General features: G+C 66.4%; 16 protein-coding genes and 1 pseudogene. 7 read left to right on the plus strand and 10 right to left on the minus strand.

The genetic code is table 11. The features are described from left to right. Window positions 1–42 precede the first annotated feature (42 nt). The 8 genes from BDW16_RS10575 to BDW16_RS10610 all read right to left on the minus strand — a co-directional run bounded on the left by BDW16_RS10575 (window position 43) and on the right by BDW16_RS10610 (window position 8,891). Window positions 43–627, minus strand: coding sequence for a thymidine kinase (locus BDW16_RS10575; protein ID WP_066577993.1), 585 nt, complete (start codon window positions 625–627; stop codon window positions 43–45). An 85-nt stretch (window positions 628–712) separates the two neighbouring features. After that, window positions 713–1,114: a 30S ribosome-binding factor RbfA gene (gene rbfA, locus BDW16_RS10580; protein WP_066577995.1), complete on the minus strand. Its 402-nt coding sequence runs from the start codon at window positions 1,112–1,114 to the stop codon at window positions 713–715. After that, window positions 1,101–1,481, minus strand: a complete 381-nt coding sequence (locus BDW16_RS10585; RefSeq protein WP_066577997.1) for a glyoxalase superfamily protein — start codon at window positions 1,479–1,481, stop codon at window positions 1,101–1,103. Before BDW16_RS10585 ends, rbfA begins: the two co-directional genes overlap by 14 nt. A 15-nt stretch (window positions 1,482–1,496) precedes the next feature. Then, window positions 1,497–4,154, minus strand: a complete 2,658-nt coding sequence (gene infB / locus BDW16_RS10590) for a translation initiation factor IF-2 (RefSeq protein WP_066577999.1) — start codon at window positions 4,152–4,154, stop codon at window positions 1,497–1,499. A gap of 1 nt (window position 4,155) precedes the next feature. Then, on the minus strand, window positions 4,156–4,866 hold the full coding sequence (locus tag BDW16_RS10595; protein WP_066578334.1) for a DUF448 domain-containing protein: 711 nt from the start codon (window positions 4,864–4,866) through the stop codon (window positions 4,156–4,158). A gap of 13 nt (window positions 4,867–4,879) precedes the next feature. Next, window positions 4,880–6,511 (minus strand): transcription termination factor NusA, encoded by a 1,632-nt coding sequence (gene nusA, locus BDW16_RS10600; protein ID WP_066578002.1) that lies wholly within the window; start codon window positions 6,509–6,511, stop codon window positions 4,880–4,882. Next, the gene (gene rimP, locus BDW16_RS10605; RefSeq protein ID WP_066578004.1) at window positions 6,511–7,056 is read right to left on the minus strand and encodes a ribosome maturation protein RimP; all 546 of its coding nucleotides are present in this window, start codon (window positions 7,054–7,056) and stop codon (window positions 6,511–6,513) included. The genes nusA and rimP overlap by 1 nt, the downstream gene beginning before the upstream one ends. A 131-nt stretch (window positions 7,057–7,187) precedes the next feature. Beyond that, window positions 7,188–8,891 (minus strand): sulfatase-like hydrolase/transferase, encoded by a 1,704-nt coding sequence (locus tag BDW16_RS10610; RefSeq protein ID WP_066578007.1) that lies wholly within the window; start codon window positions 8,889–8,891, stop codon window positions 7,188–7,190. Window positions 8,892–9,008: 117 nt separating this feature from the next. Here BDW16_RS10610 and BDW16_RS10615 point away from each other — a divergent pair. Beyond that, a pseudogene (locus BDW16_RS10615) lies at window positions 9,009–10,150 on the plus strand (PQQ-dependent sugar dehydrogenase). On the opposite strand, the gene BDW16_RS10620 reads toward BDW16_RS10615, so the two are convergent. Both BDW16_RS10620 and BDW16_RS10625 read right to left on the minus strand, forming a co-directional pair. Next, a complete protein-coding gene (locus BDW16_RS10620; RefSeq protein WP_083954294.1) occupies window positions 10,147–10,536 on the minus strand; it encodes a PaaI family thioesterase in 390 nt (129 codons plus the stop codon). The pseudogene BDW16_RS10615 and the gene BDW16_RS10620 sit on opposite strands and share 4 nt — an antisense overlap. Then, window positions 10,533–10,970 carry a PaaI family thioesterase gene (locus BDW16_RS10625; protein WP_066578010.1) on the minus strand — a complete coding sequence of 146 codons (438 nt, stop codon included), beginning with the start codon at window positions 10,968–10,970 and terminating at the stop codon, window positions 10,533–10,535. The genes BDW16_RS10620 and BDW16_RS10625 overlap by 4 nt, the downstream gene beginning before the upstream one ends. A 127-nt stretch (window positions 10,971–11,097) precedes the next feature. Here BDW16_RS10625 and BDW16_RS21325 point away from each other — a divergent pair, with 127 nt between their 5' ends. The 6 genes from BDW16_RS21325 (at window position 11,098) to BDW16_RS10650 (ending at window position 15,728) form a co-directional block, all read left to right on the plus strand. After that, a complete protein-coding gene (locus BDW16_RS21325; protein ID WP_157081403.1) occupies window positions 11,098–11,256 on the plus strand; it encodes a hypothetical protein in 159 nt (52 codons plus the stop codon). Further along, window positions 11,253–12,200 carry a hypothetical protein gene (locus BDW16_RS10630; protein ID WP_066578012.1) on the plus strand — a complete coding sequence of 316 codons (948 nt, stop codon included), beginning with the start codon at window positions 11,253–11,255 and terminating at the stop codon, window positions 12,198–12,200. The genes BDW16_RS21325 and BDW16_RS10630 overlap by 4 nt, the downstream gene beginning before the upstream one ends. Continuing rightward, window positions 12,188–13,021 carry a hypothetical protein gene (locus tag BDW16_RS10635; RefSeq protein WP_066578015.1) on the plus strand — a complete coding sequence of 278 codons (834 nt, stop codon included), beginning with the start codon at window positions 12,188–12,190 and terminating at the stop codon, window positions 13,019–13,021. Before BDW16_RS10630 ends, BDW16_RS10635 begins: the two co-directional genes overlap by 13 nt. 169 nt (window positions 13,022–13,190) lie before the next feature. Next, on the plus strand, window positions 13,191–13,652 hold the full coding sequence (locus BDW16_RS10640) for a winged helix-turn-helix domain-containing protein (RefSeq protein WP_066578027.1): 462 nt from the start codon (window positions 13,191–13,193) through the stop codon (window positions 13,650–13,652). A gap of 28 nt (window positions 13,653–13,680) precedes the next feature. Continuing rightward, complete coding sequence (locus BDW16_RS10645; protein ID WP_066578030.1) at window positions 13,681–14,466, plus strand: crotonase/enoyl-CoA hydratase family protein; 786 nt, start codon at window positions 13,681–13,683, stop codon at window positions 14,464–14,466. A gap of 65 nt (window positions 14,467–14,531) precedes the next feature. Next, window positions 14,532–15,728 carry an acetyl-CoA C-acyltransferase gene (locus BDW16_RS10650; protein WP_066578033.1) on the plus strand — a complete coding sequence of 399 codons (1,197 nt, stop codon included), beginning with the start codon at window positions 14,532–14,534 and terminating at the stop codon, window positions 15,726–15,728. Window positions 15,729–15,833: the final 105 nt, after the last annotated feature.

The following is a 15,833-nucleotide window of genomic DNA, read 5'->3' on the forward strand; positions in this document are numbered from 1 at the left end:
GCCGTGATCTAAGGTTGTGCGGCACGATTCACCAGCCGCGTCTCAGCCCGCCACTGCAATCGCCTCGGTGAAATGGCGGCGGCACAGCGCGACATAGCGGTCGTTGCCGCCGATCTCGGTCTGCGCGCCCTGCGCCACCGCGCGGCCTTGCTCATCGACCCGCAGGTTCATCGTCGCCTTGCGCCCGCAGCGGCACACGGACTTGATCTCGATCAGCGCGTCGGCAAGCGCGAGCAGCCGCGCCGAGCCCTCGAACAGCGCACCGGTGAAGTCGGTGCGCAGGCCATAGGCGAGCACCGGCACGCCGAGCACATCGGCGACCGCGGCGAGCTGATCGACCTGCGCAGCGGTAAGGAACTGCGCCTCGTCCACCAGCACGCAATGCACCGGCCCGGCATCTGCCTCACGCTCGAGCCGCAATCGCAGGTCCATGTCGGGATCAAAGCTGATCGCTTCGGCAGCAAGGCCGATGCGCGACGCGATCCGCCCCTCACCTGCCCGGTCATCCACCGCCGCGGTGAACAGGATCGTGCGCATGCCGCGCTCGCGATAGTTGAAGTCCGCCTGAAGCAGGTTGGTCGATTTGCCCGCATTCATCGAGGCATAATAGAAATAGAGCTTGGCCATTTGCGGTGACCTTGGCGGATGATCCGGTATGTTTCATCCGCCCCGGCTCCAAAGCCGTGGACAAGGCTGTGGAAAAGCCTGTTGATCAGTCCTCCGACTGTTCCAGGTCACGCGCCACCTTGGGGTCGCGCAGGAGCTGGTCGATATGGCTGCCTTCATCGAAGCTCTCGTCCGCCAGGAACTTGAGCCGCGCGGCATATTTCATCTTCACGCGGCTGGCGACCTCGCGCTGGAGATAGGCGGTGTTGGTGCGCAGCGCCTTGATCACCACCTCCTCGTCCTTGCCAAGGAGCGGCTTCACGAACACGGTAGCATGGCGCAGGTCGGGCGACATGCGCACTTCAGTGATGCTCACCATATGGCTGGCGAGCACGTCGTCATGTACTTCGCCGCGCGCGAGGATGTCCGACAGGATATGGCGCACCTGCTCGCCCACGCGTAGTAGGCGGACCGAGCGTTCCTCGGTCGAGCTGCTAGCCTTCACCATCGACGGCCCCTTCCGTGTAGAAGGTCAGCCGGTTGCTCGACGGATCCTGGATCGTGATCTCGTACGAACCCCATGGCATCCGTTCCGGCTCGCCGGGACGCGCATTGCCGTGCTGCTTGGCGCGCAGCGTTGCCATGTACGCCGACACGTCGTCGACCGGAATCCGCACCGCGCCGCCCGGCGTCGCATCGCCATAATGTTCCGAAAGATGCAGCGCGCAGTCCCCGCGACGCACGCCCATGTAGAGCGGCGCCCCGGCGTCAAATCGATGCTCGAACTCCAGCTCGAAGCCGAGGAAGTCCAGGTAGAAGTCCTTCATCCGCTTCTCGTCGAAGCTGCGAAGGACCGGGGTCGGGGCGCCGAGCATGGCGAGCGGCGCTCCTTAGAGCGTCCGCTCGCGCAGTTCGACCTCGAAGGTTTCGAGATAGTCGCCTGGCTTGATGTCGGTGAAGTTCTGGCTGAACGTCACACCGCACTCGAGACCCGCACGGACTTCCGCCACATCGTCCTTGAAGCGGCGCAGCGATGCGATCTCGCCCTGGTAGATGATGACGTCGTCACGCGTGATGCGTGCCTTGAGCGCCTTGCGGATCGCGCCGTCGGTGACCAGCAGACCAGCCGCCTTGCCGTGCTTGCCCGCCGAGAAGACCTCGCGGATTTCGGCGCGGCCCACCACCGTTTCGAACGCTTCCGGACCGAGCTGGCCGGCCATGCCGGCGCGGATCTCGTCGGTGAGTTCGTAGATCACGTCATAATATTTGAACGCGACCTTGTGGCGATCGGCGATCTCGCGTGCCTTGGCGTTCGGACGGACGTTGAAGCCGATGATCGGCGCGCCCGAGGCCGCGGCCGCGTTCACGTCGCTTTCGGTGATGCCGCCCACGCCCGCGTGCAGCACGCGCGCCTTGATGTCGTCGGTGCTGATCTTGTTGATCGCCGCGACGATCGCCTCGACCGTGCCCTGGGTATCCGCCTTGACGACCAGCGGATATTCCATCGCCTGCTTTTCCTTGAGCGCGCTGAACATGCTCTCGAGGCTGGCGGGGGTGTTGGTGGTGCGCTTGTTCTGGATGACGCTGGCGCGATAGGCCGCGACCTCGCGGGCGCGTGCCTCGTTCTCAACGACCTGGAGCAGGTCGCCGGCCATCGGCACGCCCGACAGGCCGAGCACCTCGACCGGCATCGACGGACCGGCTTCCTTGATCTGGCGGCCCTTGTCGTCGACCAGCGCGCGGACCTTTCCGCTCTCGGCGCCGACGACGAACACGTCGCCGACCTTGAGCGTGCCGCGCGTGACCAGCACGGTGGCGACCGGACCGCGACCCTTGTCGAGCTTCGCCTCGACCACATTGCCTTCGGCTTCGCGATCGGGATTGGCCTTGAGCTCCATCAGTTCGGCCTGAAGCTGGATCTTCTCGATCAGTTGGTCCAGGCCGGTCTTCTTGAGCGCCGACACCTCGACATCCTGGGTCTCGCCGCCCATTTCCTCGACCTGCACGTCATGCTCGAGCAGACGCTCGCGCACGCGCTGGGCGTTGGCCTCGGGCTTGTCGATCTTGTTGATCGCGACGATCATCGGGACGCCAGCCGCCTTGGTGTGGTTGATCGCCTCGATCGTCTGCGGCATCAGGCCGTCATCGGCGGCGACCACCAGCACGACGATGTCGGTGACGTTTGCGCCGCGCGCGCGCATCTCCGAGAACGCCTCATGGCCCGGGGTGTCGAGGAAGGTGATCTTCGACTTGTCCTTGAGCGTCACCTGATAGGCGCCGATATGCTGGGTGATGCCGCCGGCTTCGCCGCGCACCACGTCGGTGCCGCGCAGTGCGTCGAGCAGCGACGTCTTGCCATGATCGACATGGCCCATGATCGTCACCACCGGCGGACGCGGCTGCAGCGTCTCGGCCGCATCCTCGATCGTGTCGGTCGCCAGATCGATGTCCGAATCCGAAACGCGGACGATGTTGTGGCCGAATTCGGTCACCAGCAGCTCGGCAGTGTCCTGATCGATCGTCTGAGTCAGCGTGACGGGCATGCCCATCTTAAACAACGCCTTGACCAGGTCGGCGCCCTTCTCGGCCATGCGGTTCGCCAGCTCGGACACGGTGATCGCGTCGGGCACCTGCACGTCGCGGACCTGCTTGGCCTGCGGCTCGCGCGGACCCGAATGACGGCGGTGCTCCTTCTCACGCGCACGCTTGAGCGCGGCGAGGCTGCGCGCACGCGCACCATCGTCGCCGCCAAGCGCGCGATTGACGGTCAGCTTGCCGCCGCGGCGCTCATCGCCCTTGCGGTCGCGCTGCTGCGGCCGCTGAGGCTCAGGCGCCCGCGCCGGAGCGCGGTTAGGGCCAAGATTGGGCGTGCGCGGAGTCGCCGCGCCACCGCCGGTGCTGGCCGGAGCGGCTGCTGCCGGCTCGGCCTTTGCGGGCGCCGGACGCGGAATCTCGGGGCGCTGCACGGGGGTGAACTGGCGCGGCGCGGGGCGGCTCGGATCGAGCTGAACCGCAATCGGCTTCGGCGGTACGGGAGCCGGAGCCGGAGCGGGCGCGGGCGGCGGAGCGGCCTCGATCACCGGCGCGGGGGCCGGTTCGGGCTTGGGCTCTTCCTTGGGCGCCTTGGCGGCCTCGGCTTCGGCACGCGCCTTTTCCTCGGCGCGGCGCGCTTCGGCTTCGATGGCCTCGGCGCGCTCACGCTCCTCGCGGCGGCGCGCTTCCTCGTTCGCCTGCATCCGCTGCTCTTCGGCTTCGCGTAGCAGACGCGCCTGCCGCTCTTGGGCGGTCTCGCCCGCGGGGGCGGACGGACGTGGCGCGGGGGCCGGAGGCGGAGGGGGCGGCGGGGGCGCAGCCTCCACTACGGTTTCAGGTGCAGAGTCCTGCTGGCCTTGGGGGCCCAACACGCGGCGGCGCTTGACCTCGACCACGACGGTGTTCGAGCGCCCGTGGCTGAAGCTCTGCTTCACCTTGCCGGTCTCGACCGTGCGCTTCAGCCCCAGCGGCTGGCGCATGCCCAGTTTCGGCTTGTCGTTTTCGGTATCGCTCAACTCAAATTCCCGTCTGTTCGTCGTTCGTCACGTCACCGCCAGCGCCCGATGCGCCTTGCGAAGCCATTTCGCAAGGTTTGGGGTCTGGATCGGGACCGATAAAATGCAGCCAGCGGGAGAGCGCTTCGCTCACCCGCGCGGCTGCCTTGGGGTCTGTCAGGCCGACATGTACCACATTTTCACGGCCAAGGGCCAAGGACAATATGGTGCGCGGCAGCGGTAATGTGAAGCCCGTGTCGCCAGAGCCTTCACGATCGGTGCCGACGCGCAGCGCCTGATCGAGCTTGCGCGAGCCGTCGGAGCCAGCATCCGATGCGTGGAGCAGCAGGTGCAGCTTACCGCTGCGCCCGGCCTTTTCGATCCGCTCGCCGCCGATCACGACATACCCCGCCTTGGCCTCAAGGCCGAGGCGGTCGAGCAGGGCGCGCTCAAGCTGTGCCGCGATTCGGTCGCCGAGATCGTCTGGAATGCGCAACGCGCTTGTCTTGAACGCGCGACACAACGCCCCGTGCAGCTTCTTGCCGCTGGCATTCAGCTCGGCGCGATCGACGCCGATCCACGCGCCGCGGCCCGGCGCCTTGGCGCGGACATCGGGCAGCACTTCGCCATCGGGTGAAAGCGCGAGCCGGATCAGCCCGTCGCGCGGGGATTCCGCGCGCGAGAGGATGCAGGTGCGGATGGCATCCCCATCCGCACGCTTGCCGCCCGTCAGTTCAGGCCGGGTCTCATTGCTCGGAGTCCGCAACAGCGTCCTCCCCACCGGCCGGAGCCGACTCTTCTTCGTCCGCGAACCAGTGCGCGCGGGCAGCCATGATGATCTCGTTGCCCTGCTCGTCGCTCAGGCCGTACTCGCCGAGCACGCCGCCCTTGTCGCTCTCGCGGACCGGGGCTGCCGGGCCATCGCCGCGACGACGCGGCTCGGGACGCTTCTTGGCGACCAGCTCGTCGGTGGCGAGATCGGCGAGATCGTCGAGCGTCTTGATGCCCGCCTTGCCGAGCGTGACCAGCATCGCTTCGGTGAGGTACGGCATGGTCGCGAGATCGTCCTCGACGCCCAGCTCGCGGCGGGCGGTCCGATTGGCCTCCTCGCGGCGCTCAAGCGCCTCGGCGGCGCGGCTCTGCAGCTCCTGCGCGAGATCCTCGTCGAAGCCCTCGATGCCGGCGAGCTCGTCAAGCTCGACATAGGCGACTTCTTCAAGCTGGCTGAAGCCTTCAGCGACCAGCAGCTGCGCCAGCGTCTCGTCGACGTCGAGCTCGTTCTGGAACATCTCGCTGTTCGCGACGAACTCGGCCTGGCGCTTCTCGCTCGAATCGGTCTCGGTCAGGATGTCGATCGCCTTGCCGGTCAGCTGGCTGGCGAGGCGGACATTCTGGCCGCGGCGACCGATGGCGAGAGAAAGCTGATCGTCGGGAACGACGACTTCGATGCGGTCATCCTCTTCGTCGATCACCACGCGCGCGACATTGGCCGGCTGCAGCGCGTTGACGACGAAGGTCGCGGTGTCCGGCGACCAGGGGATGATATCGATCTTCTCGCCCTGCATCTCCTGCACGACCGCCTGGACGCGCGAGCCCTTCATGCCGACGCAGGCGCCGACCGGATCGATCGAGCTGTCATGGCTGATCACGCCGATCTTGGCGCGCGAGCCCGGGTCACGGGCGGCAGCCTTGATCTCGATGATACCGTCATAGATTTCGGGCACTTCCTGCGCGAATAGCTTCTTCATGAAGTCGGGATGCGCGCGGCTGAGGAAGATCTGCGGACCGCGGGTCTCGCGCACCACCTTGAGGATCAGGCTGCGGACGCGGTCGCCGACGCGGACGACTTCACGCGGGATCTGTGCGTCGCGGCGGATCACACCCTCGGCGCGACCCAGATCGACGACGACATGGCCGAACTCGACGCGCTTGACGACGCCGGTGATGATTTCGCCCTGACGGTCCTTGAACTCTTCGAACTGGCGCTCGCGCTCCGCGTCGCGAACCTTCTGGAAGATGATCTGCTTGCTTGCCTGCGCCTGGATGCGGCCGAACTCGATCGGGGGCAGCGGATCGACGATGAAGTCACCGACCTTGGCGTCCTTCTGCAGCTTCTGCGCGCCCTTGAGGTCAACCTGCTTGAAATAGTCGTCGACCGCCTCGACCACCTCGACCACGCGCCACAGGCGAAGGTCGCCGGTCTGCGGGTCGAGCTTGGCGCGGATGTCGTTCTCGACGCCGTAGCGGTTCTTGGCGGCGCGCTCGATCGCCTCTTCCATCGCCTCGATGACGATGGACTTGTCGATCATCTTCTCGCTCGCCACCGAATTGGCGATGGCGATCAGCTCGGCCTTGTTGGCAGAAATGGCGGTGGCCATCAGTCCTGTTCCTCTGCTTCGAATTCGTCCGCACCCTCGGTGGAGAGAGGGCGGGTTGCGGCGATGAGCCGGTTAGTGATGACGAGCTTCGCGTCCTCGATGGATGCGAAGGGGACGGCGTGAGTCACGCCCTGTCCGTCGGTGATCGCGATCGTCTCGCCCTCCACCCCGGCAAGGTCGCCCTTGAACTGCTTGCGCCCGTCGATCTTCTCGGCGAGCGTGATCCGGGCCTCATGCCCCTTCCAGTCCTCGAAATCCTTGAGCCGGGTCAGCGGCCGGTCGATCCCCGGCGAGCTGACCTCGAGGCGATAGGCCTCGGGAATCGGGTCGCGGCCGGCGGCCTCAAGCTCATCCAGCCGATCCGAGATGCGGCGCGACAGGTCGGCGCAATCGTCGATGTTCAGCTGGCGCGTATCCGGGCGCTCCGCCATCACCTGCAGCGTGCGGTCGCCCTCGCCGCCGAACATCTTCACGCGCACCAGATCGAAGCCCAAAGCGCGCGCTTCGGGCTCGATCAGACTGGTGAGTGCAGCGATATCCGCCACGCAAAAACTCCAATAGGCACCGGATACGCCTTATCGCCGCCGAACCCCGTAGGGCCGACCTCGGCAAGGTTTCCAATGTCGAGAACAGCGCCTCTATAGGCGCATGGTGCGACGACGGCAAGATGGTCGAGTCAGCGCGCCGCCACGGCCGGGCCGCCATCGCCGCGCGGCGGCCGGGCGAGCGCTGGAACGTCGATCCGCTGCCATTGCGGCTTGCGTCCGAGCCGGGCGTTGAAATGCGTGTTGAAGCGCAGCTCGTCCGCGAGCGGGGCGTGCAGCGACATGCCATATTCGGCGCGAACCGCGGATTCGGGATACCCCATCATCTCGAGAATCGTGGGAAAGAGCTGATAGTGGCTTGAGCGGTCGCGGTTGCGCTGCGCCGCATCCGGCCAGCGATCCGCAGCGCCGGCGTCGGTGAGCACCGCGAGCGGCACCGCCCCTTCCTCCGGTACCGGATGCGCGCTGCAATGGGTGTGCACGCCGGTACCGCCACGCTCGCGCAGATCCTGGCCATGATCCGAAGTGTAGATCACCGTCGCGCCGTTCAGTGTCCCCGGCGCGAGCAGCCGTTCGAAGAAGCCGCCGACCTTCCACAGCAAGGTGTTGCGATAGGCGTTGCGGTACCGCCGCCATTGCTCGGCGTCGCCATCGAAACCGTCGCGATCGCCAGTGTCGGCAATGCCGAGGAAGCGCCCGCGCGGCAAAGCCGGTCGATAGACGGCGTGGCTGTCGGGATATTTGTCGTGCACCGGGAAATGTGCACCCACCTTGTTGACCAGGATGAACTCGCGTCGGCCATTGGCCAGGAGACTCACTATCCGGTCGGCGGCCGCGGCATCGCGTTCCCCGACCGGCACCGAATCGAGCTGGACAAAGGTATCGATCCGCGCGCGCTCGGCTGCATCCATGCCGTTGTGCAGCCCGCCGCCGGTGCGTTGCGCATCGATATAGACCGGCGCGAACCCCGCCTTGCGCGCATAGTCCCAGATCGCCGGGCCGGTCGCATTGAGCTCGCCGTAGCGGTCACGCGTGCCACCGTGGCGCAGCGTCAGGTTGGTACCGAGCGAGCAATTGGTGATCGCTGCCGCGACTCCGAAGCTGTGCACTGCGATCCCGCCCGGCGGAGTCAGCAGCCCGGTGCGCACGCCCGCCGGATCGATCAGGTCGAGATAGCGCGCGGACACGCTTTCATCGATGATCAGGACGATGTCTCCCATTCCCGCCACTGCCCGCGGCACCAGCGTCACCGGACGCCGCTTGCCGTCGCTCGCCAGTTCCTCGCCGGTCGCGAGCGTGAGATAGGCGAGCGCGGTGAAAGCCCCGGGCAGACCCCGCGCACCCTCGCCACCGCGCAAGAACAGCATCCCCGTCAGCAGCGCAAGCGCACCCAGCGGCACCGCCGCCCAACGCACATCGAACCGGCGGGTGCGGCGCGGCGCAAAGCCGATCGCAAACAACAGCGGCAGCGCGATGAAGATCTCCGCACCGATCCGCACTCCGTGCTCGGCCATCGCGTCGCCCGCGAACCCCGCCGAACCGATCAAGTTGAGGAAGCCGTCATAGGTCAGGTGATCGCCGAGGATGCGCTCGCTCGCTCCGATGAACGCGGTCGCGGCGAACAGCAGCACGCCGATCGCCCAGCGCAGCAGGTTTGAGGCCAGCCGCGATGCCACCCACAATGCACCGACGAACGCGACGTAGAAAATGGTGAAGATGCCAAGCCAGGGCGACAGGCCGAGCGACACCACCCGATCAGCGAGGTTCCCGCCATCGGCCACGAGATAGAGGATGAGCAGCGCTTCCTTAACCGGCGCGCGCTGGAGCCATTGCATCACATTCCCCCCGACGCGGGCAGACTAACAAACCCGCGTTGCCACAGCGTAAATGCCGTGCGAAATCCGTTTTGCTCCGGGATCTTGCCGGGGCTTGCAGCTTCCCCGGAGAACCCGATGCGCCTGTTGCCGATCGCCGCCGTCTCGCTCACCCTGATCGCCTGCACCGGCGCCAAGCCGGGAAATAGCCAGGAGGCTGTCGCATCGTCGGACGGCCTTCCCTTCACCGTCACTCCGGTCGCCGATTTCGATTCGCCCTGGGCGATGACGTTCCTGCCCGACGGCTGGATGCTCGTCACAGAGAAGACAGGCACGCTGCTGCTGGTCAGCCCTGACGGCAAGACAAAGAGACCGGTAGGCGGCATCCCGCCAGTCGACAGCGCGGGACAGGGCGCACTCAAGGATGTCGTCCTCCACCCCGATTTCGCGAAGAACCGGCTGGTCTATTTCAGCTTCTCCGAAGCAGGAGAGGGCGGCAAGGGCGTCGTGCTCGCGCGTGGGCAATTGACCGACAACCGCGCTGCCATGCCCGTGCTGGCGAGGGTCGAGCGGCTGTTCCAAGCGACGCCCTATGTCAGCGGCAATGGCCATTATTCGGGCCGCATCGTCTTTGCGCCCGACGGCCAGCATGTGTTCTTCACCAATGGCGAGCGCCAGAAGTTCGATCCGGCTCAGGACCCCAAATCGACCTTGGGCAAGGTGCTGCGCCTGACGCTCGACGGCAAGCCGGCGGGCGATCCCGGCCTGACCGCCAAGGGTTTCCACCCCGCCATCTGGTCCTATGGTCATCGCAACCTGCTCGGCATCGCCTTCGACCAGGCGGGCAATCTGTGGGAGCAGGAAATGGGTCCGCAGGGCGGCGATGAGGTCAATCTGGTGCTGCCTGGCAAGAATTACGGCTATCCGATCGTGTCGGACGGCGATCACTATGGCGGCGCCGACATTCCCGACCACAAGACCCGCCCCGAGTTCGAAGCGCCCAAGGTTTCGTGGAACCCGGCGATCTCGCCCGGCGGGCTGATCGTCTATTCGGGCAAGCTCTTTCCGCAATGGAGAGGCGACCTGTTCATCGGCGGGCTTTCGAGCCAGGCACTGGTGCGGGTGGACGTGAACGGCACCAGCGCCGCCAAGGGCGACCAGTGGCCGATGGGCGCGCGCATCCGCGAAGTGGAAGAAGGCCCGGACGGTGCGATCTGGCTGCTCGAGGACGGCCGCGACGGATCGCAGGTCGCCTGCTCAAACTGACGCCGAAGCGCTAGTCCGCGGCCGCGAGCAGGAAGTTCAGCCGCGCAGCGGCGACCGGGCGGTCCCGGTCGTCCTGCCAGGCGATCGTCTCGACATTGGCGATGCGGGTGCCGAGCCGCGACACGTGCCCCTGCGCGCGGGTGATCTTTTCCCGGCCGCCCCGCATGAAGTCGACGGTGACGTTGACCGGCTTGATCCGCGTTCCTGTCCGCGCCTCGGCCGCCAGCGCATGTTTGAGCGCGGCAACCGCCGCCATTTCGAGCAACCCGGCGAGCGCGCCGCCATGGACGAAGCCGGGGCGGCCAATCACATCGGCGCCGAAAGGCATCGCCAGCACCGGCGCGCCTTCGTCCAGCTCAAGCGTGATCCCGAGCAGACCGGCGTAGGGCGGGAGGATCATGCCGACACCCCAGTGAACATGAAGGTGCCAGCGACATGTGCGACCGGATCGTCGGCGTCCCCATCATGCGCGATGCCGCGCACGAACGCGATGGAGCGCGTCACGCGATAGCATTCGCCACGCCCGATCACCGCATTGCCCGATGCCGCGGGCCGGAGATAGTCGACGCGCAAGTCGAGCGTTGCATGCGGCAGAAAACCGCCACGCTTCATCCACACGCCGATACTGGTCGCCATGTCGAGCAGCGCGACGATCGGCCCAGACGCAATCACGCCGCGCGCCGGATCGCCGACCAGATCCTCGCGCCAAGGGAGGACAAGCTGGCACCAGTCTGCGCCGTGCGAATCATAGCGAATGCCCAGCCGATGCCCGTGCCCAGCGCCGCGCGCCGAGAAGAAGGCGGCAGGATCGAACGGAAAAGGCGCGGGCTCCATCGCACGGCGAACTAGCGGCTGCACCAAAGCGCGGCAATGCCAAGGTTCGGCCACACATCGTAAACTCGAATTAACTCAGCCGCCCGGCTCGGCCCGTCTAGGCTCAGGCACCCAAAGGGAGGCGCACATGATCACCTTATCCATCGCAGAGATCGCCACGCTCGGTACTCAGGTCGCTACGCATGGCGCGATCCGTGCCGCCGAAATCGCCGGGGACGATATTTTCGAGATGCTGATCGCGATCGCGGTGCTGGTGTACGAAACCTATCCCGCCCCGATCCGGTGACCCGGCGGTTTGATGCGAAGAGCCATCCCAGCCTTGCTGACGCCCGCGCGCGATCGGCTGCCGTCAATGCCGACTGGATGGCAGGACCGGCAGCGGCGGTAGCAACGGAATTTGCCGGCATCACCGAGGCCAGTGAGATCGAGCGCCACGCCACAGCGTTCCTTGCCGATCCGCGCCGTGTCGAGACAATGCTGGCGCCGTTGATCGTTGCGCTCCGTGCCGATCCCTGGTTCGAACCGCCGTTCAAGGTGAGCCGCGACCGGCTTCGTACCGGTGCGGTATTGCTCGATTGCCCCGCCCTGACCCTGACGGCGACCGTTACCAACGCCGACGCACTCAATCGCATGCCGCCCCCCGCCACACTGGTATTGCCGGGGCGGGTGACCCTCACCCTCTACCGCCGCGGGGGCAGGGCGCGAATGCGGCGCTGGCGGGCAGACCCCGCCGGGCCGGCGTTCAGTGCCGCCACTGCGGCAGCTGCGCGCGAGATAGCGCCGCGCACCGTGCACGATGGCGACCTGATCCGTCAGGATGGGCGCATCAGCGGGCATTTGCTGACCGGCGCCGTCTGCGACATCGTGGCACTGACCGCAACGATCAAGCCAGGCGCCGACCCATTAATACGCGAATATGCCGTCGCGGACGGAGCGCTCGTTCGCGCGGCCTGCGCCGACGACGCAGCGTCGCGGATCGAAATGCTGTTGACCTTCTTGCGGGTGAGCGGCCGCGTGGACGCGGTGGACCTGTTCGAACAGGCATCGCGCCACCCCGCCTTCCACCTGCGTTGGGCGGCGATGCGCGAATGGCTGATGTTCGATGCGGGAACGGCGCGCGATCGGCTCGCCGCGATGCGCGCGGACGATCCCAATGCCGAAGTCCGGACAGCGGCGGCTGCCACATACGCGGCGCTGGAACGGCGCCTCAGTCCACCATGCCCCGCCTGATCGCCGCCGGCGATGGCGCCGCTATCACGCTCGACGCGCTGACCGACGCGCTCGATTCCACCGCGTTCGATCCGCACGACGAGGATAGCTTCGCCGCGCTCGGTCCGCTGCTCGCACAGCTGGGCCGCAATCGCAGTTTCCTCGCCGACCTGGCGATCGAGGAACTCAAGCTGCGCTGCACGCGGCAAAGCGCCGCCAACGGCTACGGCCCTCAGGTCTTTCTGCTGCGCCCGCCCAACGGGCGCTATGTGATCCGTGCCAATTTCTGGCCCGCGGCAGACGATGCCGTGGTACGGGCGAGCGGAACCGCGCCCTTTTTCTACGGGCTTGCGCACGATCACAACTTCCCGTTCCTGACCTATGGCTATTTGGGCCCCGGCTACTGGAGCGACTATTACGAGTATGACGGGCGGGCGGTGACAGGCTCAGCCAGCGAAATGGCGGGATTGCGCTTCGTGGAGCGCAGCAGACTCGAACCCGGCAAACTCATGCTCTACCGCATGCAGCGCGATGTGCATGTCCAGCTTCCGCCCGACAGTTTCTCGGTCTCGCTCAACATTCTCGGCCAGCACCCCAGCCATCCCTGGATCGACCAGTACCGCTTCGACATCGCACGCAACCGGATAGCGGAAGGGCTGACCACCGCACCATCGGAGGGTCTGGTGACGATTGCTGCGCATCTGGGCGGGGGCAACGCGCTCGACCTGATCGATCATATCGCTCGCCGTCATCCCCATCCGCGGATGCGCCGGACGGCAGTAGCAGCGCTGCATTCCGTGCGCGCTCTATCCGATATGGATCAGTTTCCGGCAGACTCGTGATGCGCGGCGCTTAGATTTCCAGGGCGTGGCGCAGAAGATTCTGTCCGAAATCGAGATACCGTTGCTGGATCAGGCTGTTGCCCAACGGGGTTATGCGCTTGTTCTCGGCGGCCCTTGCGCTGCCCCGGATCGGGGCGTCGCCGCAATCCTGCGTGCGTGGCGGCCGGGGATGCGTATCCGCAGCACCCATGTGCCCGAGATCGCGGTGGCCGGATGCGCGGCATGGCTCACAGCGGCGCTCGACGCAGGCGCGGCGGACGCGGTTTCCTACCCCGTCAACCCCTATGAGCTGGCCGCGCGCCTCGATGTGCGGGTACGCAGCCATATGCCGGGCGACACCCGGATCGGTGATCTGCGCATCGATCGGGTGCGCCGCACAATCGCGCGCGCGGGTATTCCCATCCCGCTGGTTCCGCGCGAGTTCGCGCTGCTGCTCTACCTCGCCGAGCGGCATGGCGAGTTCGTGTCGCGCCGCGAGCTGCTTGAACAGGTCTGGGGCCTGCGCTTCGATCCGGGCACCAATGTGGTCGCCGTCCACATATCCAAGCTGCGCGCCAAGATCGATCGCGGCTTCGCAGCACCGATGATCCGGGGCGTCAAGGGACTCGGATATCGTCTCGATGCGGCCTAGCCTTGTGCAAAGGCCAGGAGAGATAGCGATGAGCGAACGACGCGTTTCAATCGAGTTCAGCGACGGCATTGCCGATGTCCGGCTGACCCGGCCCGACAAGATGAACGCGCTCGATCCGGCGATGTTCGCCGGGATAGCGGACGCGATCGAGACGCTGAACGGCATGGCCGGACTGCGCGCGGTCGTGCTGTCGGGAGAGGGGCGCGCCTTTTGCGCCGGGCTTGATATGGCGAGCATGGCGGGGGGCGGTACGGATCTCGACCTCGGCACGCGCAGCCATGGCGAAGCCAATCTGTTCCAGCAGGTCGCCTGGGGCTGGCGTACCTTGCCGGTACCGGTGATCGCGGCGGCCCACGGCATCGCTTTCGGCGGCGGCTTTCAGATTCTCTCCGGCGCCGACATCCGCATCCTCGCGCCGGGAACCCGCTGTTCGATCATGGAGATGAAATGGGGGATCGTCCCCGACATGGCTGGCTTCGCCTTGTGGCGAACCACGGTACGCGACGACGTGTTGCGCGAACTCACCTACACCGCACGGGAATTCACCGCGGAAGAGGCACTGGCATTCGGCTTCGCGACGCGCGTGAGGGAAGGAGCCTATGGCGAGGCGATGACGCTGGCGCGCGAAATCGCGGGGCGCAATCCCCACGCGGTCCGCGCCGCCAAGCGCCTCGCCAACCTTGCCGCCGAAGCCGGTGCGCCCGCGATCCTCGCCGCGGAAAGCTCGGAACAGGCGCGGCTGCTGCGATCCCCCAATCAGATCGAGGCGGTGATGGCGAACATGCAGAAGCGCCCGCCGCACTTCACCGACTGAAGCTTCCAATATCCGGTATAGAAGGTTACAAGAAGACCATACCCAATATACGAATGAGAGGTGTCATGCGCGAAGCCGCGATCGTTTCCACCGCCCGGACGGGCATTGGCAAGGCCTATCGTGGCGCATTCAATACAACCGAAGCGCCGGTGCTGGCTGGGCATGTGATGAACGCAGCGGTCGAGCGGGCGGGCGTCGATCCCGCGCGGATCGACGACATCTTCTGGGGCGTGGGCAACCAGTGGGGGACACAGGGCGGCAACGCCGGACGGATGGCCGTGTTCGCCGCCGGGCTGCCGCAAAGCGTGCCCGCCTTCACGCTCGACCGGAAATGCGGGTCGGGACTGACCGCGCTGGCGCTGGCGGCCCGCTCGATCATTGCCGGGGACATCGACATCGCGCTGTCCGGAGGCATGGAATCGATCAGCCTGACCGTCACCAAGGACGCGCCGCGTTACGCCAACCAGTCGGTGCTGGCGAACGAGCCGCACGCATATATGCCGATGATCGAAACCGCCGAGATCGTCGCCGAACGCTATGGCATCAGCCGCGCGCGTCAAGACGAATATGGTGCGATGAGCCAGCAACGCGCCGAGGCGGGACTCGCCAGCGGTGCCTTTGCCGAGGAGATCGCGCCGATCACCGTCGAGAAGGCGATCTTCGACAAGGAAGGCAATCGCACCGGCAGCGAGCGCGTGACGGTGACTCAGGACGAGGGCATTCGCGCGGGTACGACGGCTGAGGCGCTCGCCGGCCTCAAAACCGTGTGGAAGGACGGGCAGGTCGTCAAGGAAGGCCGCCACATCACCGCGGGCAATGCCAGCCAGTTGTCCGACGGCGCAGCAGCGCAGATCGTGATGGATCGCGCAATCGCTGAAGCCGAGGGAAAGGAGATCCTGGGCATCTATCGCGGATTTCAGGCGGCAGGCTGCGCGCCCGACGAGATGGGTATCGGCCCGGTCTTCGCGATCCCCAAACTGCTCGGCCGCGCGGGTCTCGAGGTCGCAGACATCGGCCTCTGGGAGCTCAACGAGGCGTTCGCCAGCCAGTGCCTCTATTGCCGCGACACGCTGGGCATCGATCCGGAGAAGTATAACGTCAATGGCGGCGCGATCGCGATCGGCCACCCGTTCGGCATGACGGGCGCAAGACTGATCGGCCATGCGCTGATCGAAGGGCGCAAGCGTGGGGTGCGCTGGGTGGTGGTGTCGATGTGTACCGCGGGCGGCATGGGCGCGGCCGGACTGTTCGAGATTCCCTGACGCGTCTCTTGCGGACGGCACCAGCCCACTCGGCCACTCCACTTGCCAAAGCCGTCGCCGGGTGCGGGATGGGGGTGGGCCGGTGCGGCTTCTGCTTTGCCGAAA

The sequence above is a fragment of the Sphingomonas koreensis genome, from assembly GCF_002797435.1.
GTDB classification, from domain to species: Bacteria; Pseudomonadota; Alphaproteobacteria; order Sphingomonadales; family Sphingomonadaceae; genus Sphingomonas; species Sphingomonas koreensis.

What these genes read in the sequence shown, in the direction of transcription:
- BDW16_RS10640 (WP_066578027.1), top strand. Translation starts at nt 13,191, where the DNA reads ATGCGTATCCGCAGCACCCATGTGCCCGAGATCGCGGTGGCCGGATGC.
- BDW16_RS10620 (WP_083954294.1), bottom strand. Translation starts at nt 10,536, where the DNA reads ATGATCCTCCCGCCCTACGCCGGTCTGCTCGGGATCACGCTTGAGCTG.
- BDW16_RS10575 (WP_066577993.1), bottom strand. Translation starts at nt 627, where the DNA reads ATGGCCAAGCTCTATTTCTATTATGCCTCGATGAATGCGGGCAAATCG.
- BDW16_RS10645 (WP_066578030.1), top strand. Translation starts at nt 13,681, where the DNA reads ATGAGCGAACGACGCGTTTCAATCGAGTTCAGCGACGGCATTGCCGAT.
- rbfA (WP_066577995.1), bottom strand. Translation starts at nt 1,114, where the DNA reads ATGGTGAAGGCTAGCAGCTCGACCGAGGAACGCTCGGTCCGCCTACTA.
- BDW16_RS10650 (WP_066578033.1), top strand. Translation starts at nt 14,532, where the DNA reads ATGCGCGAAGCCGCGATCGTTTCCACCGCCCGGACGGGCATTGGCAAG.
- BDW16_RS10625 (WP_066578010.1), bottom strand. Translation starts at nt 10,970, where the DNA reads ATGGAGCCCGCGCCTTTTCCGTTCGATCCTGCCGCCTTCTTCTCGGCG.
- BDW16_RS10610 (WP_066578007.1), bottom strand. Translation starts at nt 8,891, where the DNA reads ATGCAATGGCTCCAGCGCGCGCCGGTTAAGGAAGCGCTGCTCATCCTC.
- BDW16_RS10635 (WP_066578015.1), top strand. Translation starts at nt 12,188, where the DNA reads ATGCCCCGCCTGATCGCCGCCGGCGATGGCGCCGCTATCACGCTCGAC.
- BDW16_RS10585 (WP_066577997.1), bottom strand. Translation starts at nt 1,481, where the DNA reads ATGCTCGGCGCCCCGACCCCGGTCCTTCGCAGCTTCGACGAGAAGCGG.
- BDW16_RS21325 (WP_157081403.1), top strand. Translation starts at nt 11,098, where the DNA reads ATGATCACCTTATCCATCGCAGAGATCGCCACGCTCGGTACTCAGGTC.
- nusA (WP_066578002.1), bottom strand. Translation starts at nt 6,511, where the DNA reads ATGGCCACCGCCATTTCTGCCAACAAGGCCGAGCTGATCGCCATCGCC.